Genomic DNA, 24,734 nt, shown 5'->3' with positions numbered 1-24,734 from the left:
ATGGCCTACGACACCCCCGACCTCGTCGACTACCTCGTGCTCGGCGGCGGCACCGCCGGCTCGATCGTCGCGGCGCGGCTGAGCGAGGACACCGCCATGAGCGTCGGCCTCGTCGAGGCCGGTCCCTCCGACGCCGACGAGCCGCGCGCGCACTCGATCCGCCGCTGGGCCGAGATGCTGGAGGGCGAGTACGACCTCGACTACCGGAGCGTCCCGAACGAGCGCGGCAACTCCTTCATCCGGCAGGCGCGGCTGCGGATCCTCGGCGGCTGCTCGACCGCGAACACCATGATCGCGTGGCGTCCCCTCCGCGGCGACCTCGACGAATGGGTCGACCTCGGCGCCGAGGGCTGGGACTACGAGACGGTGAACCCCTACTTCGACCGGCTGCTCGCGCACATCACGCCGATCCCCGCGCAGGACCGCAACCCCTATCTGCAGGACGTCATCGACGCCGCCGCGGCGGCACTCGACGTGCCGGTGCGCGAGAGCTGGAACGACACCGAGCTGCTCGGCGGGGCCGGCTACTTCGAGATCGGCTACGAGCCCGAGACCAACCACCGGTCCTCGGCGTCGTACGCGTACCTCCGCCGCGACGGCGCCGACCGGCGCGAGAACCTGCACATCACGCTGGACGGCCTCGTGGAGCGGCTCGTGATCGAGGACGGGCGTGCCGTCGGCGCGATCGTGCGCACGGCCGACGGGGCGGCGCGCGAGCTGCGCGCCCGCCGCGAGGTGATCGTCAGCTGCGGCGCGATCGACAGCCCCGCGCTGCTGATGCGCTCCGGCATCGGCCCGCGCGTGGTGCTGGATGCCGCGGGCGTCGACGTGCTGCTCGATCTGCCGGGCGTCGGCGAGAACCTGCAGGATCACGCCGAGGGCCTGATCGTGTGGGAGGCCCGCGGCGAGCGCACCGCCGTCAGCGCGACGGGATGGGACGCCGGCTACGTCGTCACGGTCGACGACGACAGCACGGTGCCGGACGTCTCCACCCACATCCCGCTCGAGACCTGGGGCGTGCACGCCGAGCGCTACGGCGCGGTGCTGCCCGCCAACAACCTCTCGCTCGCGCCGAACGTCGCCAAGCCGCGCAGCCGCGGGCGGGTGTGGATCACTTCGCCCTCGCCGGACGACGCGCCCTCGATCGACTACCGCTCCTTCACCGACCCCGAGGGCCGCGACGAGCGGATGCTGGTCGCCGGCGTCCGCAACGCCCGCCAGGTCGCCGCCACCGAGCCCTTCGCCTCCCACCTCGTGCGCGAGGTGTTCCCCGGGCCCGAGGTGCACAGCGACGAGGAGCTGTCGGCCGTGCTGCGCGAGACGCATCAGACCGTCTACCACGTCTCGTGCACCTGCCCGATGGGAGCCGACGGCGACCCGCTCGCCGTGCTCGACCCGCGGCTGCGGGTGCGCGGCATCGACGGGCTGCGGGTCGTGGACGCCTCGTCGTTCCCCACCCTCTCCGCCCTCAACCCGGTGGGCCTGATCATGACGGTCGCCGAGCGGGCGGCCGACCTCATCCGCGACGACGCCGGGGCCCGGGCATGACGCGCCCCGAGTTCGACCTGCTCATCGTCGGCGGCGGCCTGATGGGCGCGGGGCTCGCCCGCGCCGTGCGCGACGCCGACCCCGCGGCACGCATCGCGATCGTCGACACGGGGCCCACGATCGGCGGGACCCGCGGCCAGCACCTGCACGAGGTCGACGACGACGAGCTGTGGCGACGCTACAACCGCAGCCTCGAGGCCGGCACGCAGGCGCACTACGTCGGCGTCGTCGCCGCGCCCGACCCGGGCTCGACCGTCGTCGGCGCGGCGCCGGGCGTCTACCACCTCGGCTCCTTCGGCGAGGACGCCGCGCAGCTTCCGGGCGCCGCCGTCGCCTGGAACTCGGGAGGCATGGGCGCCCACTGGACCGCCGCGACTCCGACGCCCTACGGCGCGGAGGTCTTCGCCTTCGACGGCGCGGCGGAGTGGGATGCCGATCTCGCGCGTGCGCAGGAGCTGCTGCAGGTGCATCCCGATCCCTACGGTCAGGATCCGGCGGCGGCGCCGGTGATCGATCGTCTGCGCGAGATGTTCGCGCAGACCAGCGACCCCGGACGGGGTGTGCAGGCCATGCCGATGGCCGTGCAGCCGACCGGCGATGCCTGCCGCCGCGGGCCGCTGCGTCGCACGGGGCCCAACGTGATCTTCCCGCCGATCGCCGACGGAGCCGACCCGGCGTTCGCGCTGCTGGCGGACTCGCTGTGCCTCGGCCTCGTCATGGACGGCGCCATCGCGAGGGGCGCGCGCATTCGCCATCTGCCCACGGGCGGGGAGCGCGAGGTCACGGCGGCGCGGGTCGCGGTGTGCGCCGATGCGATGCGCACGCCGCAGCTGTTGTTCGCCTCGGGAATCCGTCCGTCGGCGCTCGGCAGCCACCTCAACGAGCACGTCTTCGTGTCGGGGCGCGTGCTCGTCGACCCCGAGAAGGTCCCGCTCGAGCTGGCCGCGCTGCGCCCTCCGCTCCGGGGCGAATGGCATGTCGCCTCGCACTGGCTGCCGCACAGCGATGCACGGCAGCCCTTCCAGGGACAGATCATGAGCGCTCTCGTATTGGACGAGGACCTGCGCACGCCGCTCGGCTACTTCGTGCAGCTCTCCTGGTACATTCCCACCGAGACGCGGGATGAGAACCGGGTGGAGTTCTCGGACACCGAGGCGGATGCGGCGGGGCTGCCGCGCATGCGCGTGCGCTTCTCGTACTCCGACACCGACCGACGGACGATCGCCGAGGGCCGGGAGGCCCAGCGCAGCGCGGGCGAGGCGTTGGGCGAGTTCGTGCCCGGCCGCGACTCCGAGGTGCTGGTGCCCGGCTCGTCGCTGCACTACACCGGAACGGTGCGGATGGGCGTCGACCCGGTTACGAGCGTGTGCGATCCGGACGGGCTCGTCCGGGGCACCCGGAACGTCTACGTCGCCGGCAACGGGGTCATCCCGACGCCCATGACGGCGAACACGACGCTCGCCGGCATGGTCACCGTCGTGCGTGCGGCGCGGGGCATCCTCCGCTCCGGAGCGGGTTCGTGAGCGCGCTGTCGGTCCCGGGCGCCCATGGCTGAGCGCCGTGCCGCCGCGCCCCGCGTCGGGATCCTCGGCGGCGGCTTCATGGGCACCGTCCACTCCCGTGCGGCGCGCGCCGCGGGGGCACGTCTGACGGGCGTCGTCGCCTCATCCCCCGAGCGCGGAGCGGCAGCCGCGACCGCGCTCGGCATCGAGCGCTCCTACGACTCGCTCGAGCAGATGCTCGGCGCCGGCGCCGTCGACATCGTCCACGTGGCGACCCCCAACGCACTGCACGCCGCGCAGGCGCTGGCCGCGCTCGCGGCCGGCGCGCACGTGGTGTGCGAGAAGCCCCTCGCGACGACCGTCGCCGATGCCGAACGGCTCGTCGCGGCTGCGGCCGGACGCGTCGCGGCGGTGCCGTTCGTGTATCGCTACCACCCGCTCGTGCGCGAGGCGAGGGCGCGCGTGCGGGCGGGCGAGACGGGGCGTCTGCTGACGGTCAAGGGCTCGTACCTGCAGGACTGGCTCGTGGCCTCGGACGACGACGACTGGCGGGTGGATGCGACGACCGGCGGGCGCTCGCGGGCCTTCGCCGACATCGGGTCGCACCTGGTCGACCTCCTCGAGTTCGTGTCGGGCGACCGCGTCGCGGCGGTCGCCGCGCGGACGCGCACCTTCTTCGCCGACCGTGCGGAGCACCGGGCGGTGACGACGGAGGACGCGGCGGCCGTGATCGTGGAGCTGCGCGGCGGCGGGATCGGCACTCTGCTGGTCTCGCAGACCGCGCCGGGGAGGAAGAACCGCCTGCACATCGAACTGGCGGGGCAGGAGGCATCCGTCGCCTTCGACCAGGAGCAGCCCGAGACGCTGTGGGTCGGCCGGCGTGCGGGCACGACGATCGTGCCGCGCGATCCCGCGTACCTCGCACCCGACGCGGCTCGGCTCGTGATGACCCCGGCGGGGCACGCGCAGGGGTACCAGGATGCTTTCAACGGCTTCGTCGCCGACGTGTACGCGGCTGTCGCGGGCGCCGAGCCGGAGGGGCTGCCGCGGTTCGAGGACGGCCTGCGCGCCGCGCGGGTGACCGAGGCCGTGATGGATGCCGCCGAAGGCGGCGGCTGGAGGGCGCTCACCTGACCGAGACGATGCATCCGGTGACTTTGTTCACGGGGCAGTGGGCTGATCCTCCGTTCGAGGAGGTGGCGCGGTCGGCGGCGGGGCGGGGGCATGACGGTCTGGAGGCCGCGGCGGGTGAGCGGGTCGCAGCCGATGGCCCGGACGCGATCGGCGGAGCACAATAGGGCCTATGCCGACCTACCTCGCGTTCCTGCGCGCGATCAACCTGGGCGCGAAGCGGGTGTTCCCGAAGGACGACATCCGGCGCGCGGTCGAGGCCGCGGGCTTCGAGGACGTCACGACCCATCTCAACACCGGCAACATCCGGTTCGGCAGCCGGATGCGGTCGCGCGACCGGATCGAGCGGGCGCTGGAGCGGGAGTTCCGCTCCGACCGGGGGTTCGAGGTGCCGGCGATCGTCTTCGAGGCGTCGGAGTTCGCCGCGCTCGCGGCGTCGGCGCGCGAGCTCTCGGCCTCCCGGCCGGGTCTTTCCCGGCACTACGTGTACCTGCTGAAGGACGAGCTGCCGGCCGAGGTCGCCGCGCGGGTCGAGGCGACCTCGGGGCCCGCCGGCGAGATGGTCGTGCGCGATCGCGCCGCGCACGCCCTCCTCGCTCCCGGATACCAGCACGGCACCGTCGACCCTCTTCGTGCGGCGAAGCTGCTGGGAGTCGCGACCAGCCGCAACCTCAACGTCGTGACGGGCCTCGCCGAGCGCTGGTGCTGACGAAGGCCGCATCCGGGAGAGGACCTCCGCGTCCTCCCGCAAGGACATCGGTCGGCCCCGTCCGACGGAGCGCCCCGTAGCGCTGGGTGTCTCGGTTGTGCAGGTCCGGAGGCGCCGGGGAGTGCACAGGTGAGACACGGGGAGTCTGGCCGAGCCGCTCTCCACGGCGCGCCGAGAACGTCGGGCGTCCCGATTACGCTGGACGGATGACGCGCGCGCCGAACGACTCCCCGTACGGCGACGTCCCGCTCGACGACTGGGCGCCGCCCGCCTACGACGAGGAGCCCCCGCTCTTCGACGACGCTCCCCCGCCGTTCGACGTGCCGTCGTTCGACGCGCCGCCCGACGACGGATGGCTCCCGCCGGCCGACGCCGAGGCGCTGCCCTCGGGTCCGGCCGCCGCGCCCCGGCGGGACTTCACCGGCGCCGACCCGCTGGTCGTGCTGAAGGAGGTCTACGGGTACGACGCGTTCCGCGGCGAGCAGGCAGACATCGTCGCGCAGGTCGTCGGCGGAGGCGATGCGATCGTGCTGATGCCCACCGGCGGCGGCAAGAGCGTGACCTACCAGGTGCCCGCGCTCGTGCGCCCGGGCACCGGCCTCGTCGTCAGCCCTCTGATCGCGCTCATGCACGACCAGGTCGAGGCGCTCATCGCCAACGGCGTGCGGGCCGCGTATCTCAACTCCACGCAGACGCCGGGGGAGCGCAGCGCCGTCGAACGCGCCTATGTCGCGGGTGAGCTCGACCTGCTCTACGTCGCTCCCGAGCGGCTGAACCTCCCGGCGACCGCGGCCCTGCTCGCGCGGGGGCGGCTCAGCGTCATCGCGATCGACGAGGCCCATTGCGTGTCCCAGTGGGGCCACGACTTCCGGCCCGACTACCTGGCGCTCGGCGGACTCGGCGAGCAGTTCCCGGGCGTGCCGCGGATGGCGCTGACCGCCACGGCGACCCGCGCCACCCATGAGGAGATCACCGAGCGCCTGCGGCTCGACGGGGCGCGGCACTTCGTGGCGAGCTTCGACCGCCCGAACATCCAGTACCGCATCGATCCCAAGGTCGATCCGCGGCGGCAGCTGGCGGGCTTCATCCGCTCGCAGCCCGAGGGCTCGGCCGGGATCGTCTACGCGCTCAGCCGCAAGAGCGTCGAGCAGACGGCCGAGTACCTGCGCACGCAGGGCTTCGACGCCCTGCCGTACCACGCGGGCCTGCCGAGCGAGACGCGTGCCCGCAACCAGTCGCGGTTCCTCCGCGACGACGGCGTCGTGATGGTCGCGACGATCGCCTTCGGCATGGGGATCGACAAGCCCGACGTGCGGTTCGTCGCGCACATCGATCTGCCGAAGTCGGTCGAGGGGTACTACCAGGAGACCGGTCGCGCCGGCCGCGACGGCGACCCCTCGGTCGTCTGGATGGCGTACGGGCTCGGCGACGTCGTGCAGCAGCGCCGGATGATCGACCAGAGCCCGGGCGACCGCACCTTCAAGATGCGGCTCGGCCAGCATCTCGACGCGATGCTCGCCCTCTGCGAGACGGTCGGATGCCGTCGCCAGAACCTGCTCGGATACTTCGGGCAGCAGTCCGGGCCCTGCGGCAACTGCGACACCTGCCTCACGCCGCCCGAGACGTTCGACGGGCTCGTGCCCGCCCAGAAGCTGCTCTCGACGGTCGTGCGCCTGCAGCGCGAGCGGGGCCAGTCGTTCGGCGCCGGGCAGATCATCGACATCCTGCGCGGTGCCGACACCGAGCGCATCCGGCAGCAGCGGCACAACGAGCTCGCGACCTACGGCATCGGCGCCGACCTCAGCGACCAGGACTGGCGCAGCGTCGTGCGGCAGCTGCTCGCCCGGGGCATCCTCGTCGCCCGCGGCGACTACGGCACGCTCGCCCTCGGCGAGGCGGCGGCGGGCGTCCTGCGTGGAGACGAGCCGGTGCCGCTGCGGCGCGACACCATGGGCCGCACCGGCAGCGTTCCGCGCGCGCGGCGGGCGGCGGCGTCCGACACGCTCTCCGAGGACGATCGCGGGCTCTTCGAGGCGCTGCGCGAATGGCGGGCGCAGACCGCCCGCGAGCAGGGGGTGCCGGCGTACATCGTGTTCGGCGATGCCACGCTCCGCGCGCTCGCGGAGCATCGGCCTGCCTCCCTCTCCGACCTCGACGGCATCAGCGGCATCGGCGCGAAGAAGAAGGACGCCTACGGCGAGGCCGTGCTCGAGGTGATCGCCGCGGGCTGAGGCCGCCGCGGGCACGCGGCGCCGCCGCCGCGGTGGGTCACAATGGATGTGAGGCGGGTGCATGAGCGAGGCGACGGCGAGAGACACGGTGCAGCGGGTGCTGCGGGAGCGAATCGTGGCGTCGGAGCTGCGTCCCGGGGCGCCGCTGGACGAGAAGTCGATCGCCGCCGAGCTGGGCGTGAGCCGTACTCCGGTGCGTGAGGCGATCATCCGGCTCGGAGACGAGGGACTCGTGCGCGTCTACCCGCGCATGGGCACGTTCGTGACCCGGATCAGCCTGGAGCGCGTCTCGACGTCGCAGTTCGTCCGTGAGGCGATCGAGACGGCCTCGTACCGCGAAGCAGCGGGCCGGGTCGAGGCGGGGCAGCGGGTCGTGATCGATGAGATCCTGCGCGCTCAGCGCGACGCCGTCGTCGCGGGCGACACGCACGAGTTCCTGGCGCTGGACGACGAGTTCCACCGGACGCTGATGTCCGTGTCGGGCAGGGAGGCGGCGTGGGCGCAGGTGAGCGCGGCGAAGGTGCACATGGATCGGGCCCGCACGCTGAGCCTTCCGCTGCCCGCGGTGCTCGAGCGGCTGCTGGAGGAGCACACGAGGATCGCCGACGGTCTGAGCGCCGACGACGACTCGGGACTCGACGCCCTGCGGCACCATCTGCGCGCGGTTTTCCGCGACATCGGCGCCATCCGTGCCGAGCACCCCGACTACTTCGTCGACGGGGCGCAGCCCGCGCCGGTGCGCGCCGTCACGACCTCGCTCGGCTAGCTCGGGGCAGGACGGGAGGGGGATCATTCGATTGACAAACTGAAATTTCAGTGGTTCCATTTCAGTCGAGCGGTCACAGTCGATGAGGTCGTCGGCCCGCTGCATCTCGAGCGAAGGGGCATCGGATGGCCACGGATACATCACTGGACCGAGGGACGCGCAGTACGAAAGAGCTCGGCAAGGCCGCGGTGTCGGGATGGCTCGGCACCGCGATGGAGTTCATGGACTTCCAGCTCTACTCGCTGGCCACCGCGCTCGTGTTCAACGAGCTCTTCTTCCCCGACGTCCACCCGGCCATCGGCATCATCGCCGCGATGGGCATCTACGGCGTCGGATACGTCGCACGGCTCGTCGGTGCCGTCTACTTCGGGCGGATGGGCGACCGGATCGGGCGGAAGAGGGTGCTCTTCCTCACGATCGCGCTCATGGGCGTCTCGACGACGCTCATCGGGGTCCTCCCCACCTACGCGATGATCGGCATCTGGGCACCGGTCCTGCTGGTGGTCCTGCGGCTTGCGCAGGGCTTCGGCGCCGGCGCCGAGATCGCCGGCGCGACGGTGATGCTCGCCGAGTACGCCCCGCCGCGGCGCCGTGGCGTCATCGCCTCGCTCGTGTCGCTCGGAACCAACTCGGGCACGCTCGCGGCCTCCGGCATCTGGGCGCTGCTGGCGGTGGTCATGCCGCGCGAGCAGCTGCTGGAATGGGGATGGCGTCTGCCGTTCCTCCTCAGCTTCGTCCTGCTGATCCTGGCCCTGTGGATCCGCTTCTCCCTGAAGGAGAGTCCCGTCTTCGAGCAGCGGCCCGACGTGCAGAACGGCGTCGCCGTCAGCCGGACCGAGCTGCGCGCCGAGGCCGAGAGCGCCACCGGCGCCGCCCAGAGCACGATCGAGGCGGCGCTGCACCAGCGCAAGGGCAGGGCCTTCTTCCTGGCGCTGGGGCTGAGGTTCGGGCAGGCCGGGAACTCGGGGCTCGTGCAGACGTACATCCTCGCGTACATCGGCGGGATCGTCGCCGCCGCGGCGGCCGTCGGGCCGACCGCGATCATGATCGGGTCGATCGTCGGCTTCGTCACGGTCCCCGTGGTCGGTCTCCTGGGCGACCGCTTCGGCCGACGGCCGATCTACCTGATCGCGACGGCGCTGACCGCCGTGCTCGCCGTGCCCCTGCTGATCATGGTCTCCAGCGGCGACGAGGTGCTGACGATCGTCGGGATCGTCGTCGCGCTGAACGTCGGCGTGCTGTCGCTGTTCTCGCTGGAGAGCGTGACGATGGCGGAGATCTTCGGGTCGCGCACCCGGTTCACCCAGCTCGCTCTGGCGAAGGAGGTCGGCGGGATACTCACGACCGCGATCGGTCCGGTGCTCGCCGCCACCTTCACCGCGCTGACCGGGCACTGGTGGCCGTTGGCGGCCATGATCATCGGCTACTCGGCTGTGACCTTCGTCTCGGCGTGGATCATGCCGGAAGTCCGTGGCCGCGACCTCGTGCAGCTCCAGGATGCCGTATGAGGGCCCTCAGGGTGCACACGGCAGGCGATCTCCGCGTCGACGACGTGGCCGCGACGGAGCCGGGCCCCGGCGAGGTCGAGGTGCGCGTGGAGTGGGGCGGCATCTGCGGGTCGGACCTCTCCTACTGGAGGCACGGGGCGTCCGGGACGGCGGTGCTGGTCGATCCCCTCGTGCTCGGGCACGAGATCGCCGGGACCGTGTCGGCGGTGGGAGCCGGCGGCGATCCCGCCCTGATCGGACGCAGGGCCACCGTGCACCCGGCGACGGTCGAGCCGGACTCGACCCTGCCCGTGCGGCTCGCCGGGCGTGAGAACCTGCACGATCGGGTGCGCTACTTCGGATCCGCCGCCTTCCACCCGCACACCGACGGGGGCTTCCGGGAACGGGTGACGGCCCGCGTCGAGCAGCTGCGTCTGCTCCCCGCCGGGCTCGACACGTTGCGCGGCGCTCTGTCGGAGCCCCTCGCGGTGGCGATGCATGCCGTGGTGCGAGCCGGCGATGTGCGCGGCCGCGACGTGCTGGTCAACGGTGCCGGGGCGATCGGCTCGCTGACGGTGGCGGCGCTCCGTCACGCGGGGGCCGGGCGCATCACGTCGGCGGACATCGCCCCGGCAGCGCTCGGCATCGCGCGGCGGATGGGCGCCGATCGGGTCGTCGACGTGTCGTCCGGCACGCCCCTGCCCGAGCACGACCTGGTGTTCGAGGCGTCCGGCGCCCCCGCCGCCCTCGGTGCGGTGCTGCGCGCGACCTCGCGCGGCGGCGTTCTCGTTCAGGTGGGGAACCTCCCCGGCACCCCGGCCCCGGCCGTGATCGGCGACCTCGTCACCCGCGAGATCACCTGGGCGGGGAGCTACCGCTTCGTCGACGAGATCACGGATGCGGTCGCCGCCCTCGGCGGGGGGCTCGACGTGACCCCCGTCATCACGCACCGCTTCGACCTCGACCGCGCCGAGGAGGCCTTCCGCGCCGCCGCCGCCGGCAGCGGAAAGGTCATGCTCGCCATCAGCACCCCGTCCGAGGAGACCCCGTGAAGATCACCGACGCCCGCGTCATCGTCAGCGCACCCGGCCGCAACTACGTCACCCTGGTCGTCGAGACCGACGACGGCCTGGTCGGGTACGGCGATGCGACGCTGAACGGTCGCGAGCTCGCGGTCGCGTCGTATCTGAGCGATCACGTCGTGCCCCTGCTGATCGGTCGCGACGCGCACCGCATCGAGGACACCTGGCAGTACCTCTATCGCGGCGCGTACTGGCGTCGCGGCCCCGTCACGATGACGGCGATCGCCGCCGTCGACGTCGCCCTCTGGGACATCAAGGGCAAGGCCGCCGGACTTCCGGTCTATCAGCTGCTCGGGGGTGCGGCCCGCGACGGGGTCATGGTCTACGGGCACGCGAGCGGCGGCGACCTCGACGGGCTGGACGCCGACGTCGAGCGCCACCTCGCCCAGGGGTACAAGGCGATCCGCGTGCAGTCCGCCATCCCGGGCCTGGACGCCACGTACGGCATCGCCGGCGCCTCCCCCGTCTACGAGCCGGCGTCCGGCGCCCGGCCGCAGGAGGACCGCTGGGAGACGAGTGCGTACCTCGACTTCGCGCCCCGGCTGTTCGAGCACGTGCGCGACCGGTTCGGATACGGCGTGCATCTGCTCCACGACATGCACCACCGGCTCTCCCCGATCGAGGCGGCGCGCGTGGGGGCGGCGCTCGAGCCGTACCGGCCGTTCTGGATCGAGGACCCGACGCCGGCCGAGGACCAGTCCGCGTTCCGGCTGATCCGGCAGCACACGACCACCCCGCTCGCGGTGGGCGAGGTCTTCAACTCGATCTGGGACGCGCAGCAGCTGATCACCGAGCGCCTGATCGACTACATCCGCACCTCGGTGTCGCACACCGGCGGCATCACGCACCTGCGACGTGTGTTCTCCCTCGCGGAGCTGTACGGCGTGCGGTCGGGCTCGCACGGCGCCGGAGACCTGTCGCCGGTCTCTCTCGCGGCGGCGCTGCACGTCGACCTCAGCATCCCGAACTTCGGCATCCAGGAGTACATGGGCCACCTGGCCGCGGCCGAGGAGGTGTTCACCGTCGGATACTCCTTCCGCGACGGCTACATGCATCCGGGCGACCTCCCGGGGATCGGAGTGTCCTTCGACGAGGAGGCGGCCAAGCGCTTCCCGTACGACCCGAAGTACCTGCCGGTCAACCGCCGGCTCGACGGCTCCGTCCACGACTGGTGACCATGTTCGACGTCATCGCGATCGGCGAGGTGCTCGTCGAGCTCGCCACCGACCGGCCTTTCGCCCACGGCGTCCCCGCCCGCCTCGGGGTGTCCGGCGATGCCCTGAACGTCGCCGCGGCGGCCGCGGCGGCGGGCGCACGCACGGCGCTGGTGGCGGTGCTGCCCGACGACGAGATCGGCGACGCCATCGCGGAGCGGGTCCGCGCGCTGGGCGTCTCGGATGTGCTGCTCGTGCGCCGCCCAGGGCAGCAGGGCGTCTATCTGGTGCACGGCGATCCGAGCGGGGAGCGGCAGTTCGCCTACGCGCGCGGCGGCAGCGTCGGCTCGACATTGTCGCCGGGGGACCTTCCGCTCGATCAGATCGCCGCCGCCGGCGTCGTCGTGGCCAGCGGCATCTCGGGGGCGATATCGGCGTCCGCGCGTGCGGCGCTGACGACCGCCGCGCGCCATGCGGCACGCTTCGCCTACGACCCGAACCTCCGTCCACGCCTCACCACCACGGCGGCGGCCGCCGGGCTGCTCGACGAGCTCCTCCCCGATATCTGGCTGGTCACCCCCTCCCATCCGCTCGAGACCCGTGAGCTGCTGGGGGCGGCGACGGCGGATGCGGCGGCGGCGCGTCTGCGCGAGGCCGGCGCCGAGATCGTCGTCGTGACCTGCGGGGCCGACGGCGTGCTCCTGCGCGTCGGCGCCGATGCGCATCGCATCGCGTCGATCCCGGCTCCGGCCGTCGTCGACCAGACGGGAGCGGGCGACGCGTTCCTCGGCACGTTCGTCGCGCGCATCGCCAGGGGCGACGAGGTCGGCCGGGCGGCGGTGCGCGCGGCGGCCGCGGCATCCTTGGCGGTGTCGGTGCGCGGCGGCGCGGACCGTGTCGCCGCGCTCGACGAGGTCGACGCGCACGCGCGGACGGCGGCGGCATGGAACGGTTGAGCATCGCCTCCGCCGCGCGCCGCGGTCTGGTCCTGCCGGTCCATGCGGGGCGCGTGCGTGCGGGCATCGTGCACCTCGGGATCGGCGCGTTCGCGCGGGCGCACACCGCCGTGCTCACCGATGCCGCCATGTCGGCGACCGGAGACGACCGCTGGGGCATCGTGGGCGTGTCGCAGCGCTCGGCGACCGTGCCCGAGCAGCTCGGTCCCCAGGACGGCCTCTTCACGGTCACCTCGCGCAGCGCCGCGTCGACCGTCACCGAGGTCGTCGCGTCGGTGGTGCGGGCCGTGGCCGCACAGGGCGCGCCGGACGAGGTGGCGGCCGCGATCGCCTCGCCCGAGACCCGTGTCGTCACGCTGACGATCACCGAGAAGGGGTATCACCTCGGCGGCGACGGCGATCTCGACGTGGCCTCGCCCGCCGTGCGCGCCGATCTCGCGGGCGCGCGCTCGACGGCGATCGGGCAGCTGGCGGCCGGCATCGCCGCCCGCGACGGCGCCCCGCTCACCGTCCTGTCGTGCGACAACCTGCCGGGGAACGGCCGCCTGCTCGCACGCGCGCTCGCATCGTTCGCCGACGCGCTCGGGGGCGCCGCCGGCTCGCGTCTGTCGTCGGCCCTGTCGCGCAGCATCCGCTTCCCGGACACGATGGTCGACCGCATGGTGCCGGCGACGACGGATGCCGACCGGGAGGCGGTCGCCCGGCGGCTGGGACTCGGCGACGACGCCGCGGTCGTCGCCGAGCCGTACCTGCAATGGGTGATCGCCGACGACTTCGCCGCGGAGCGCCCCGCGTGGGAGCGGGCCGGTGCGCAGTTCGTCGCCGACGTCGCGCCGTGGGAGGGCGCGAAGCTCCGCATCCTCAACGCGAGCCACTCGCTGCTGGCCTATCTGGGACTGCTGTCCGGCGCGGTGACCGTCGCCCAGGCCGTCGCCGTGCCGGAGTGGCGGACCGCGATCCGTCGCCTGGTCGACGACGACGTGCTCCCCTCCCTCGAGCTTCCCGCCGGGATGCACGGGGACGAGTACCGGGATGCGGTGATCGAGCGGTTCGGCAATCCGCATCTCGGGCACACCGTGGCCAAGGTCGGCGCCGACGGCTCGCAGAAGATCGGCCCGCGCATCGGTGCGACGATCCGCGCGGCGCGTGCCCGCGGCAGGGAGCCTCGCGCGGCCGCGCTCGCCGTCGCCGCCTGGGCCGCGTACCTCCGGCGCGCCGACCCCGCGACCGTCGACGATCCGCGCCGGGACGAGGTGACCGCGGCCGCCTCCGGAGCGGCGCCGGGGGAGGGCGGTCTGCGGGTGCTGGAGCTGATCGCCCCCGACCTCGCCGCCGACGCCGTCGTCGCGGATCTCCTGCGCGGCTGGTCGAGGGTCATCGAACGAGCCGGGGTGTCCGGCGTGAAGGAGGAGTTGCGTGGACAGCAGTGAGATCGTGGCCGTGTCCCCGGTGATCCCCGTCGTCGTCATCGACGACGCGGCCGAGGCCGTGTCGTTGGCGCGGGCGCTGGTGGCCGGGGGCGTGCGCATCGTGGAGCTGACGCTGCGCACCTCCGCGGCGCTCGACGCCATCCGCGCGATCGCCGCCGAGGTGCCCGAGATCCTCCTCGGGGCGGGCACGGTGCTGCGCCCCGAGGATGCGGAGGACGCGGTGGACGCGGGGGCGCGCTTCCTCGTCAGCCCCGGCGCGACGCCGCGGATCCTCGACGCCCTCGAGGCATCGGGGGTGCCGGCGATCCCGGGCGTCGCCACAGTGAGCGAGTCCCTCGCTGCGTGGGAACGCGGCCACGTCGTGCAGAAGCTGTTCCCGGCCGTCGCGAGCGGCGGCGTGCCGCTGCTCAGATCGCTCGCGGGCCCGCTGCCCCAGGTGCGTTTCTGTCCCACCGGCGGCGTGACGGCGGCGAACGCACCGGAATTCCTCGCGCTGCCGAACGTCGTCTGCGTCGGGGGGAGCTGGCTCACCCCGGCCGCCGAGGTGGACGGCGGGGACTGGGGCGCGGTCGCCCGCCTCGCCGCCGAGGCCGCCGCGCTGCTCTGAGACGTCTGTGCGGGGGTCGGTCCGCAGGATCCCGGGGGTCGGAACGTGCCCGTGACCCTTTCGCCGCAGGTGAGGGGAATCGGCCGGGACGAGGACGATTCCCCTCCGAAAGCCCTCGCCTGGGCCGATTACCCTCGTCTCGGCGGTCCAGGAGGCGCTCCCTGGGGTGAAGAAGTCAGGTGAGCCGGGAGCTGCACCTCAGATCCAGCCCTTGTCCTGCGCTATGCGCGCGGCCTGGGTGCGGTTGACGCCTCCGGTCTTGCCGATGGCCGCCGACAGGAGGTTGCGCACGGTGCCGGGTGAGAGGAAGACCTCGGCCGCGATCCGCCCCGCGGTCCGCCCGTCCGACGACAGCCGCAGCACCTGCTGCTCGCGCTCGGTGAGCGGGTTGGAACCGTCGAACAGCGCCGCCTCGGCGAGCGTCGGGTCGACCACCCGTCGGCCGGCGTGCACGCTCCGGACGGCCTCGGCGAGCCGGGCGGGAGGCGCATCCTTGACGACGAAGCCGCTCGCTCCCGCGTCGAGCGCGCCGCGCAGATAGCCGGCCCGGGCGAAGGTCGTCACGATCAGCACCCGGGTGGACGGGCTCGCCTCCCGCACGGTCCGCGTCGCCGCGATGCCGTCGACGCCCGGCATCTGGATGTCCATCAGGCAGACGTCCGGTCGCAGCCGGGCGGCCTCGGCGGTGGCCTCCGCTCCATCGGAGGCCTCGCCGACCACGACGATGTCGCCATCCATCTCGAGGAGGGCGCCGAGAGCGCCGCGGACGAGCGCCTGATCGTCGGCGAGCAGAAGGCGGATGGCGCCGCCCGGCGCCTCCTCCGCGCTCGCGCCCGGCGGGTCCTGACGGTTCACCATCTCACGCTCACCCGCGTTCCTCCGGCGGGGACGGCGTCGACGCGCAGCGACGCCCCCGCCGCGTGCGCCCGCTCGGCCATGCCCCGCATCCCGTTGCCGGCGTCGCCGCTCACCCCCACCCCGTCGTCCTCGATCGCGAGGCTTCCCGGAGCGACCTCGATACGCACGTGTCGCGCGCGCGAGTGCCGCAGCACGTTCGTCGTCGCCTCGCGCACGATCCACCCGGTGGGAAGCGCCTGGGCGGGTGAGATCGCCGCCGGGTCGCCGCGCACCTCCACCTCGACGCCCGCCGCCTCGAGCGCGGAGCGGCTCACCGCGAGCTGATCGGCGAGCACGGGCGTGCGCATCTCGGTGACCGTGCTGCGCACCCCGACGATGGCCTCGGCGGCGAGCCGCGCGACCTCGTCGAGCTCCGCCTTCGCGCGATCGGGGTCGCGGTGCACCAGCTGCGCCGCCAGCTCCGCCTTGAGCTTGATCACGGTCAGCGAGTGTCCGAGCAGATCGTGCACGTCGCGTGCCACCGACTCCCGTTCCTCGCTCGTGGCCAGCTCGACGCGCAGCGCGTCGGCGGCGACCGAACGACCGATCAGCCAGACGTTGGTCGAGTTCGCGACGGCGAGCAGCGCGACGATCACCAGCAGCTGCAGATGTCCTTCCAGCCGGCCGGTCAGGACGATCACCGCGCCGACGAGCGCGACGCCGAGGACCGTCGTCGCCCAGTGCCAGACGCCGCGCAGGCCGTATGACGCGTAGGACATGACGAACGGGACGAAGCTCAGCGCCTGCGTGCCGATCGCCGGAGACGTCGCGACCGCGCAGAGGACGAGTGTCCAGAAGATCACGACGACGATGCGCGGCGGCGTGCCCCAGCCCGCCCGCATCCCGATGACGAAGCCGGTCGCGTAGAGCACGCCGAACGCGGCTGTCGCTGCCCATCCCAGCGCTCGCCATGCCAACGGCGCGGAGCTGGACGCCAGTGCGAGGACCGGGTAGACGAGGAAGACCATCCACACGACGGCCATCAGCCAGCCGTATCGCTCCCACGGTCCCTTGTCGTGCGGCACCGCGTCGGTGGCGGGGCGTCGCACCTGCGCAGCGGTCACGGTCAGAGCCTAACGACGTCGCCGGGAGCGGAGGACCCCCAGGCGGACGAGCAGCGCGAACACGACCGTCCACGCGAGCACGTTCAGCAGCACGGCCCACAGCGGGTCGGAGCCGCCCGCGAGCAGCGCGCCGTCCGTGAGCGGCCAGCGCACCAGGGCGACATAGCCGTACATCGGCGTGTACTTCGCGATCTCGAGCATGACGCCGTCGAGCGGGACGAACACGTTCCCGAAGAAGCCGAAGAAGGTGATCGAGATGGATGCGAGCGCCGCCGCCGAGTCCGAGTTGAACGCGAGTCCCGTCCCCAGCCCGAACAGGCCGTACACGGTGCCCAGGGCCAGGGCGATCGCCGCCGCCGCGAGCCATCGCCATCCGTCGTCCGCGCGGGCGCCGGTGGCGAGTCCCGCGGCGAACACCGCGGCCACCGACAGGGAGGCGAAGGAGAGCGCCGTGAGCACCTTGGTGATCGCGTACCCGGTCACCGGCAGGGGCGTCAGGGCGAGCTGCCGGCCCCACCCCTGGCCGGCCTCGGACGCCGCCAGCGAGCACAGCGAGCTCATCGCCGTCGCCGTTCCGAACGCGGCCATCGACACCATGACGTAGAACGAGACGTTGCCGTGCCCGACCTCGAGCGAGGCGTAGTCCGCGCTGGCGCCGAAGAGCAGGTACATCGCCACGGGCATGGCGAGCGTGAACGCGAGCGTATAGGGGTTGCGCAGCTGGCGGATCGCCTCGATGCGGTAGAACGTGGCCGAGAAGAGCACGATCAGTCCTCCGTGAGCGTCGTGAATGCGGACTCGAGCGTGGGGGCCGTGATCTCCAGGTCGGTGGCGCCCGCCGCCAGCAGCCGGGCGGCCACGGCGTCGGATGCGCTCGAGCGCACGGTGAGGCGACCCCCCGACACGTCGAGGTCGGACGCCCGGCCTTCCTCGCGGAGCTCGCGGACCAGGTCGTCGGCGGCGCGGGCGCTGCCCGGGGGAAGCGTCGCCGAGACGGTGCGGCCTCCCCAGGACGCGCGCAGGCTGGCCGTGTCGGCGTCTGCGACGATGCGTCCCCGGCTCATCAGCACCGTCCGCCGGGCGAACTGCTCGGCCTCCTCCAGGTAGTGCGTCGCGAACACGATCGTGCGCCCCGCGTCGGCGTCGGCGCGCATGACGTCCCAGAACCTCCGGCGTGCGGTGACGTCCATGCCGGCGGTCGGCTCGTCCAGCACGAGCACGTCGGGATCGGGCAGCAGCGCCAGCGCGAACTTCACCCGCTGTCTCTCGCCGCCGGAGCACCTGCCCACGCGTCGGCGAGCGATCCCGGCGAGGTCGGTGCGCTCGAGGACGTCGTCCACCCGGCTGCCGGCGTGGTGGAGGGCCGCGATGACGGTCACGGTCTCGCGCACCGTCAGGTCGCCCAGCAGTCCGCCGGTCTGCAGCACCGCGGCCAGAAGCCCCCGGTCGACCGCCTTTCGCGGCGGCATCCCGAGCACCCGGACGTGCCCGGCGTCGGGCGCGGTGAGTCCGAGGAGCGCGTCGATCGTGGAGGTCTTGCCCGCTCCGTTGGGCCCGAGAAGCGCGACGATCTCGCCCGGCGCGATCCGCAGGCTGACATCGTCGACGGCCCGGACCGCGCCCGTCCCGGTCCCGAAACGGCGCACCACGTGCTCCAGCTCGATCGCCGGGGACTGTCTCTCTTCGTCCATGCGTCGATCCTCGCCGAGCGCCGGGCCTGCCGCAGGAGGGTGCTGTCACGATGTCGCCGTGACGGATGTCATGCGTCCGCGCCGAGGCGACCGTCAGCGCGGCAGCACGTCGTCCAGGTGGGAGCGCAGCTGCGCGGAGACGTCGATCCCGTCACGGTCGTACAGCCACTGGATCTGCAGGCCGTCCCAGAGCGCGACCAACCACGCCGCTTCGTGCGCAGGATCGCGATGCGCGGGGAGCGCCCCTTCGTCGGCAGCCGCCCGGAACAGGGCGGTGAAGGTCTCCAGCGATCCCCGGACGCGTTCGGCGAAGTAGTCGTGCGCGGGATGCCGCGCGGCCACGGCCTCGCTCGAGAGCACGCAGTAGACCTCGATGAGCCCCGGCGCCTCGGCCGCGTTGTCCGCCGCTCCGATCGGCAGGTCATGCAGCATCGCGGCGGCGGAGGAGACGGGGCTCCGTGTCGCGCGACGAGCGATCTCGGCGTCACGGGCGACGAGCATCGCGCGCAGCAGGTCCTCCTTCGACGCGAAGTGGTGGAAGAGGGAGGACTTCGACACTCCCACGCGCTCGGCGATCGTGCGCATGCTCGTGTCGGCATATCCCTCTGATGCGAAGAGCGCCCGCGCGTCGTTCAGGATGCGCTCACGCCGGGCCCGTCCGACCGCGTATCCCGGCGGGACCTCGTCGGCGGGAGGCCGCAGCGGCGGGATCCCGCGGGCGACCTCGTCCCGCGCGGCTCGCGGCTCGCCCGCGGCCCGGGGACGGCGGATCAGCTCGCGGTGCCGGGCGAGGGCTGTCGCGGTGTCCACGAGGTCGGGGGCGTACAGCTCGAGCAGCTGGAGGCCGTCCCAGGCGCTCGCGAGTCGGACGCCTTCGCCGAACGCGTCGCGGTCGGCGCCGACCGCGTCCGTGGCCTGCGCTCTCGCGAACTCCTCCTCGAAGGTCGACCGGATGCCCCGGTACCGCTCGCGCATGTGCTCGTGGGCGGGGTGGCGGGCAGACGTCGCCTCGCCCGCCAGCGCGGAGAACACCTCGAGATACCCGGGCAGAGCGGCGTTCCGGCGGGCGATGCGGGAGAAGTCGAGCCCGTCCTCGGCCCGCAGGTGCTCCCGCGCCCACCGCGCGTTGGCCTCCTCGTAGCGCTCCACGATCGCCAGGAGGATCTCGTCCTTCGCGCGGAAGTGCCGCAGCAGGCCCGGGTGCGTGATGCCGGCCGCGGCGGCGATGTCGCGCAACGACGTCGCCCGGTAGCCGGGATCGACGAGCAGGGGCACCGCCGCGTCCAGGATCTGCGCGCGTCGGCGCGTGCCTCGCGCGCTGCGTGCGGCCACGGCGTGGGTCGTCATGTGCACCCCGCATCCTTCCCGACGAGGCTAGCCCGCTGCGCGCCGGAACGCCCCCGTGTCCGATTGATGTTACCAATCGGTCGGAAAATAGTTACCAGCCGGTCGATTTCCGGTGTATGGTGCAGTCGACGCAGTGTCACAGCCGACGCATCGAAGGCGTCTGATGTGAAGGGACATGTCATGACGGAGCTGTCACCCGGCGCGAGCGAGGCGCTGGTCGGCACCCGCGGCTTCACAGCCGGTATCTGTTCGGAGCCCTGGTCGCCCTCGCCGGCGCCGTGCTCGTCTATCGCATCAAGGGAGTGAAGTGACATGACCGACACCGCAACCGCCGCGACGGCTCAGGCCGAGCGGCCCTGGCTCGACGCGAGCCTGCCCACCGCCGAGCGCGTCGAGCTGCTGCTGAACGAGATGACCGTCGAGGAGAAGGCGGGCCTGCTCTTCCAGACGATGATCACCATGGGGCCGGGCGGCGAGCTGGCGGGCGCCGACGCCACCTTCGACCTGCCCTCCACCGACGAGTTCGTCAACGGCAAGCACATGTCGCACTTCAACCTGCTGGGGGCCGCGCCGACCGCCGGCGCCATCGCACGGTGGCACAACCGGCTGCAGGAGCTCGCCGCGTCCACCCGCCTCGGCATCCCCGTGACGATCTCGACCGATCCGCGGCACTCGTTCAGCGAGAACCCCGGCGCAGCGATCATGGCGGGTCCCTTCTCGCAGTGGCCCGAGCCGCTCGGTCTCGCCGCGACCCGCGATCCCGAGCTCGTGCGCGCCTTCGGCGACATCGCCCGGCGCGAGTACACGGCCGTCGGCATCCGCGTCGCCCTGCATCCGCAGGTCGATCTCGCGACGGAGCCACGATGGGCGCGGGCGCTGCAGACCTTCGGGGAGGACCCCGATCTGGCGGGCGAGCTCGGCGCGGCCTACATCCGCGGGTTCCAGGGCGACGAGCTCGGACCGCGCTCCGTCGCCACGATGGTCAAGCACTTCCCGGGCGGCGGGCCGCAGAAGGACGGCGAGGACCCGCACTTCCCCTACGGGCGGGAGCAGGTGTACCCGGGCGACGCGTTCGAATTGCACCTGAAGCCGTTCGCCCGGGCGTTCGAGGCCGGCGCGAGCCAGATCATGCCCTACTACGGCATGCCCGTCGGGACCGCGTACGAGGAGGTCGGATTCGGGTTCAACCGATCGGTGCTGACGGGGCTCCTGCGCGAGCGCTTCGGCTTCGACGGCATCGTCTGCACCGACTGGGGCCTGGTCACCGACGGCGAGATCTTCGGCCAGCCGTTCCCGGCCCGGGCGTGGGGCGTCGAGGGACTCACGCGGCACGAGCGCGTGAAGAAGATCCTCGACGCGGGTGCCGACCAGCTCGGCGGCGAGCACTGCACCGACGTGCTGATCGACCTGGTGCGCTCCGGCGAGATCGCCGAGGAGCGCCTCGACGTGTCGGTCCGGCGGCTGCTGCGCGAGAAGTTCGTGCTGGGGCTCTTCGAGGACCCGTTCGTCGACGCGGAGGCCGCCGACCGCATCGTCGGGGCGCCCGAGTTCCGCGCGGCCGGCGACGCGGCGCAGCGCGCGTCGATCGCGGTGCTCAGCAACACGACCACGGACGCCGGCGGCCCGGCGCTGCCGTTCGCCCGCGGCGTGAAGCTGTACGTCGAGGGGATCGACGCGGAGGCCGCCGCTCCGTACGGCGAGGTCGTCGGGTCTCCGGAGCAGGCGGACATCGCGATCCTCCGCCTGCAGGCGCCGTACGAGGAGCGCGGGTCGACGTTCGAGAGCTTCTTCCACGCCGGCTCGCTCGACTTCCCGGCCGAGCTCGTCGCGCATGTCGCCGAGGTCGCCGCATCCGTGCCGACGGTCGTCGACGTGTTCCTGGACCGCCCCGCGATCCTCGGCCCGGTGGTGGAGGCGGCCGCGGCGGTGACGGCGGGCTGGGGAGCGAGCGCGGCCGCGTTGCTCGATGTGCTCACGGGCACCGCCTCGGCGACGGGGCGGCTGCCCTTCGACGTCCCCCGGTCGATGGCCGCCGTCGAGGCGTCGCGTCCCGACGTGCCGTTCGACACCGCCGACCCGTTGTTCCGGTTCGGGCACGGTCTCTCGCTGTAGCGTCCGGTCCCCGCATCGAGCCGGCCGGTCGATGTGGGGACCGCACAAGCCGAGGACGCGACGATCCGGGACCGCGTTGTGCATCCTGTCCAACCGGCTTGGTCATCGCTTGTGGGACTTCTACGGTCGACACTGACCTCCCGTGTCCCTCCCACCGAAGGGTGATGCCATGGCTGACGCCGTCGTCCGCACCAAGAAGCCCGCCACCAGCCCGCGCACGCCCGCCGGCGGCGCCCCGACCGCCGCTCACTCCGCCGCCGAGGCGTCCGAGCCGCGCATCCACGTGTCCGAGGTCACCGACCTGCTCCTGGGCACGTGGGGGAGCACCCGCCGCGAGGCCCGCGAGATGATCAAGGACCCGGCGTTCTGGCGCATCGAGGGGCAGTCGGTGGCCGAGCAGCGCGAGCGGGTGCTCGGCCAGCTGCATCTCATCGTCGAGAAGGGAGCGGCCGCGCGCGCCTACCCGAAGGAGTACGGCGGCAACGGCGACAACGGCGCGAACATCGCCGGCTTCGAGGAGCTGGTGCTGGCCGATCCGAGCCTCCAGATCAAGGCCGGCGTGCAGTGGGGCCTGTTCGGCGCCGCCATCCAGCAGCTGGGCACGAAGAAGCACCACGACAGGTGGCTGAAGGACGCCGCCACCCTGGCCCTCCCGGGCGCCTTCGCGATGACCGAGACCGGGCACGGGTCGGACGTCGCCGCGATCGGCACGACCGCGACCTACGACCCGGAGACCGAGGAGTTCGTCATCCACACGCCCTTCCGCGGAGCGTGGAAGGACTACCTCGGCAATGCGGCACTCCACGGGCGCGCGGCGACGGTGTTCGCGCAGCTGATCACCGGCGGCGTCAACTACGGTGTGCACTGCTTCTTCGTGCCGATCCGCGACGAGGACGGCGCGTTCCTGCCCGGCATCGGAGGCGAGGACGACGGGGTGAAGGGCGGCCTGAACGGCATCGACAACGGCCGGCTGCACTTCGACCACGTGCGTGTCCCGCGCGAGAACCTGCTCAACCGGTACGGCGACGTGGCCCCCGACGGCTCGTACTCGAGCGAGATCCCGAGCCCCGGCCGCCGATTCTTCACGATGCTCGGCGCCCTCGTGCAGGGCCGCATCTCGCTGGACGGCGCGGCGACCACCGGCGCCGCGCTCGCGCTCCACATCGCGACGACCTATGCGAACCAGCGCCGGCAGTTCGATTCCGGGGCGGGCACGCCCGAGATCGTGCTGCTCGACTACGGCCGGCACCAGCGTCGGCTCCTGCCGCGGCTCGCGACGGTCTACGCGCAGGCCTTCGCGCACGACGAGTTCCTGAAGAAGTTCGACGCCGTCTTCTCCGGCCGCAACGACACCTCGCAGGACCGCGAGGATCTCGAGACCCTCGCGGCGGCCCTCAAGCCCCTCAGCACGTGGAACGCGCTCGACACGATCCAGGAGTGCCGCGAGGCGTGCGGCGGCGCGGGCTTCCTCGCCGAGAACCGTCTGGTCGGACTCCACCACGACCTCGACGTGTACGTCACGTTCGAGGGCGACAACAACGTGCTGCTGCAGCTGGTCGGCAAGCGTCTGCTCGCCGACTACGCGAAGCAGTTCAAGACGAAGGATGCGGCCGCCCTCGCCCGCTATGCCGTCGGGCAGACGGCGGGAAAGGTGTTTCACACGGCGGGGCTGCGCCGCCTCGGGCAGTCCGTGACCGACCTCGGCTCGACGGCCCGCTCGGTCGAGCTCGGACTCCGCGAGGACCAGCAGCACGACCTGCTGACCGACCGGGTGCACCAGATGGTGGCCGATGTGGCGGGGCGGCTGCGCCCGGCGGGCAGGCTGAACGCGGCCGAGGCCGCGGCGCTGTTCAACGAGAACCAGTCCGACCTGATCGAGGCCGCCCGTGCGCACGGCGAGCTGCTGCAGTGGGAGGCCTTCACGGACGCCATCCACCGCATCAGCGACGATGGCACGCTGCAGGTCCTCACCTGGCTGCGCGACCTGTTCGGTCTCTCGTTGATCGAGCGGCACCTCGCGTGGTACCTGGTGAACGGCCGCCTCTCGACGCAGCGGGCGGGTGCCGTCTCGCGGTACATCGGCCGGCTGTCCGCGCGCCTGCGCCCGCACGCCCAGGATCTGGTGGACGCGTGGGGCTTCGCGCCCGAGCACGTGCGCGCCCCCATCGCCTCGGGCGCCGAGCAGGCTCGGCAGGACGAGGCCCACGCCTACGCGCAGGCGCTCCAGGCGTCCGGCGACGCCCCCGTCTCGGAGAAGTCCCTCAGGAAGAAGAAGTAGGACCCTCCCGTCCCGGACCGCGCCCCGGCGCACCCGCCCCGGCGACACGACGGCGGGGATCGTGTGGAACACTCCGGCGATCGGGCCGGGGTGACGGCGCGTGTCGAGGAATCCCCGCCGTTGTGCATCGAGGCGGCGCACGGGCGTCGCGGGATACGGTGACAGGATGAGCGACGTGCTGAGGGGACTCGACGAGCGTGCGCGCTGCGCGTGGGTGGGGGCCGACCCCGAGTACCTCCGGTATCACGACGAGGAGTGGGGGCGTCCGCTGCACGGCGACCGGGCCCTCTTCGAGAAGATGAGCCTCGAGGGTTTCCAGGCGGGGCTCAGCTGGATCACCATCCTCCGCAAGCGTCCCCGCTTCCGCGAGGTCTTCTCGGACTTCGACCCCGACGCCGTCGCGGAGTTCGGCCCCGCCGATGTGGCACGGCTGATGTCGGATGCGGGCATCGTGCGCAACCGCGCCAAGATCGACGCCGTGATCGGCAACGCCCGGCTCGTGCGCGAGCTGGCACCGGGGGAGCTCGACGCGCTGATGTGGTCGTTCGCGCCGCCCGCGGGCGGCCCGCGCCCGCGGGACTTCGCCGACGTGCCCGCCACGACCCCCGGGTCGGTCGCGCTGAGCAAGGAGCTCCGCCGGCGCGGGTTCCGCTTCGTCGGGCCCACCACGATGTACGCGCTCATGCAGTCCGCGGGCATGGTCGACGACCACGTCGTCGCGTGCTGGCGCGCCGCCTGACGC

20 protein-coding genes and 1 pseudogene are annotated in these 24,734 nt (G+C 72.8%); 16 read left to right on the top strand and 5 right to left on the bottom strand.

All coding sequences use genetic code 11. The features are described 5' to 3' along the window. From GVL03_RS11795 to eda, 13 genes and pseudogenes are all read left to right on the top strand, one after another. On the top strand, positions 1-1,548 hold the full coding sequence (locus GVL03_RS11795) for a GMC family oxidoreductase (RefSeq protein ID WP_159501198.1): 1,548 nt from the start codon (positions 1-3) through the stop codon (positions 1,546-1,548). Further along, positions 1,545-3,071 carry a GMC oxidoreductase gene (locus tag GVL03_RS11790; protein ID WP_159501197.1) on the top strand — a complete coding sequence of 509 codons (1,527 nt, stop codon included), beginning with the start codon at positions 1,545-1,547 and terminating at the stop codon, positions 3,069-3,071. Before GVL03_RS11795 ends, GVL03_RS11790 begins: the two co-directional genes overlap by 4 nt. A 24-nt stretch (positions 3,072-3,095) precedes the next feature. Continuing rightward, entirely contained in the window at positions 3,096-4,184 is a 1,089-nt protein-coding gene (locus tag GVL03_RS11785; RefSeq protein ID WP_159501196.1) for a Gfo/Idh/MocA family protein, read from the top strand. Positions 4,185-4,192: 8 nt separating this feature from the next. Next, positions 4,193-4,297: pseudogene (locus GVL03_RS22330) on the top strand (sugar phosphate isomerase/epimerase); the annotation flags it as partial. 56 nt (positions 4,298-4,353) lie between these two features. Further along, positions 4,354-4,890 (top strand): DUF1697 domain-containing protein, encoded by a 537-nt coding sequence (locus GVL03_RS11780; protein WP_159501195.1) that lies wholly within the window; start codon positions 4,354-4,356, stop codon positions 4,888-4,890. A gap of 206 nt (positions 4,891-5,096) precedes the next feature. After that, the gene (recQ, locus tag GVL03_RS11775; protein WP_159501194.1) at positions 5,097-7,121 is read left to right on the top strand and encodes a DNA helicase RecQ; all 2,025 of its coding nucleotides are present in this window, start codon (positions 5,097-5,099) and stop codon (positions 7,119-7,121) included. Between the two features lie 61 nt (positions 7,122-7,182). Next, a complete protein-coding gene (locus GVL03_RS11770; protein ID WP_159501193.1) occupies positions 7,183-7,887 on the top strand; it encodes a GntR family transcriptional regulator in 705 nt (234 codons plus the stop codon). Positions 7,888-8,012: 125 nt separating this feature from the next. Next, positions 8,013-9,395, top strand: coding sequence for an MFS transporter (locus GVL03_RS11765; protein ID WP_159501192.1), 1,383 nt, complete (start codon positions 8,013-8,015; stop codon positions 9,393-9,395). After that, the gene (locus GVL03_RS11760) at positions 9,392-10,426 is read left to right on the top strand and encodes an L-idonate 5-dehydrogenase (protein ID WP_159501191.1); all 1,035 of its coding nucleotides are present in this window, start codon (positions 9,392-9,394) and stop codon (positions 10,424-10,426) included. Before GVL03_RS11765 ends, GVL03_RS11760 begins: the two co-directional genes overlap by 4 nt. Next, a complete protein-coding gene (gene manD / locus GVL03_RS11755) occupies positions 10,423-11,631 on the top strand; it encodes a D-mannonate dehydratase ManD (RefSeq protein WP_159501190.1) in 1,209 nt (402 codons plus the stop codon). The genes GVL03_RS11760 and manD overlap by 4 nt, the downstream gene beginning before the upstream one ends. Before the next feature lie 2 nt (positions 11,632-11,633). After that, on the top strand, positions 11,634-12,566 hold the full coding sequence (locus tag GVL03_RS11750) for a PfkB family carbohydrate kinase (RefSeq protein ID WP_159501189.1): 933 nt from the start codon (positions 11,634-11,636) through the stop codon (positions 12,564-12,566). Continuing rightward, positions 12,554-13,996, top strand: a complete 1,443-nt coding sequence (locus GVL03_RS11745; protein ID WP_159501188.1) for a mannitol dehydrogenase family protein — start codon at positions 12,554-12,556, stop codon at positions 13,994-13,996. The genes GVL03_RS11750 and GVL03_RS11745 overlap by 13 nt, the downstream gene beginning before the upstream one ends. Next, on the top strand, positions 13,983-14,603 hold the full coding sequence (gene eda, locus GVL03_RS11740) for a bifunctional 4-hydroxy-2-oxoglutarate aldolase/2-dehydro-3-deoxy-phosphogluconate aldolase (RefSeq protein ID WP_159501187.1): 621 nt from the start codon (positions 13,983-13,985) through the stop codon (positions 14,601-14,603). The genes GVL03_RS11745 and eda overlap by 14 nt, the downstream gene beginning before the upstream one ends. A 198-nt stretch (positions 14,604-14,801) precedes the next feature. Here the strand turns inward: eda and GVL03_RS11735 are convergent, their stop codons facing one another. The 5 genes from GVL03_RS11735 to GVL03_RS11715 all read right to left on the bottom strand — a co-directional run bounded on the left by GVL03_RS11735 (position 14,802) and on the right by GVL03_RS11715 (position 19,602). Next, positions 14,802-15,461 (bottom strand): response regulator transcription factor, encoded by a 660-nt coding sequence (locus tag GVL03_RS11735; protein WP_159501186.1) that lies wholly within the window; start codon positions 15,459-15,461, stop codon positions 14,802-14,804. After that, positions 15,455-16,564, bottom strand: a complete 1,110-nt coding sequence (locus GVL03_RS11730; protein WP_235038140.1) for a sensor histidine kinase — start codon at positions 16,562-16,564, stop codon at positions 15,455-15,457. Before GVL03_RS11730 ends, GVL03_RS11735 begins: the two co-directional genes overlap by 7 nt. A gap of 9 nt (positions 16,565-16,573) precedes the next feature. Beyond that, positions 16,574-17,329 carry an ABC transporter permease gene (locus tag GVL03_RS11725; protein WP_159501185.1) on the bottom strand — a complete coding sequence of 252 codons (756 nt, stop codon included), beginning with the start codon at positions 17,327-17,329 and terminating at the stop codon, positions 16,574-16,576. Positions 17,330-17,331: 2 nt separating this feature from the next. Further along, a complete protein-coding gene (locus tag GVL03_RS11720) occupies positions 17,332-18,255 on the bottom strand; it encodes an ABC transporter ATP-binding protein (RefSeq protein ID WP_159501184.1) in 924 nt (307 codons plus the stop codon). Positions 18,256-18,348: 93 nt separating this feature from the next. Further along, positions 18,349-19,602, bottom strand: coding sequence for a TetR/AcrR family transcriptional regulator (locus tag GVL03_RS11715; protein WP_159501183.1), 1,254 nt, complete (start codon positions 19,600-19,602; stop codon positions 18,349-18,351). A 312-nt stretch (positions 19,603-19,914) separates the two neighbouring features. Between GVL03_RS11715 and GVL03_RS11710 the strand changes: the two genes are divergently transcribed. The 3 genes from GVL03_RS11710 to GVL03_RS11700 all read left to right on the top strand — a co-directional run bounded on the left by GVL03_RS11710 (position 19,915) and on the right by GVL03_RS11700 (position 24,731). Beyond that, on the top strand, positions 19,915-21,714 hold the full coding sequence (locus GVL03_RS11710; protein WP_159501182.1) for a glycoside hydrolase family 3 protein: 1,800 nt from the start codon (positions 19,915-19,917) through the stop codon (positions 21,712-21,714). A 169-nt stretch (positions 21,715-21,883) separates the two neighbouring features. Next, positions 21,884-23,992 (top strand): acyl-CoA dehydrogenase, encoded by a 2,109-nt coding sequence (locus GVL03_RS11705; RefSeq protein ID WP_159501181.1) that lies wholly within the window; start codon positions 21,884-21,886, stop codon positions 23,990-23,992. A 166-nt stretch (positions 23,993-24,158) separates the two neighbouring features. Then, positions 24,159-24,731: a DNA-3-methyladenine glycosylase I gene (locus tag GVL03_RS11700; protein ID WP_159501180.1), complete on the top strand. Its 573-nt coding sequence runs from the start codon at positions 24,159-24,161 to the stop codon at positions 24,729-24,731. Positions 24,732-24,734: the final 3 nt, after the last annotated feature.

This window comes from Microbacterium sp. 18062 (assembly GCF_902706225.1).
Taxonomy (GTDB): Bacteria; Actinomycetota; Actinomycetes; order Actinomycetales; family Microbacteriaceae; genus Microbacterium.
The sequence above is the reverse complement of the archived record's forward strand: the minus strand, read 5'-3'. Positions and strand labels throughout refer to the sequence as shown.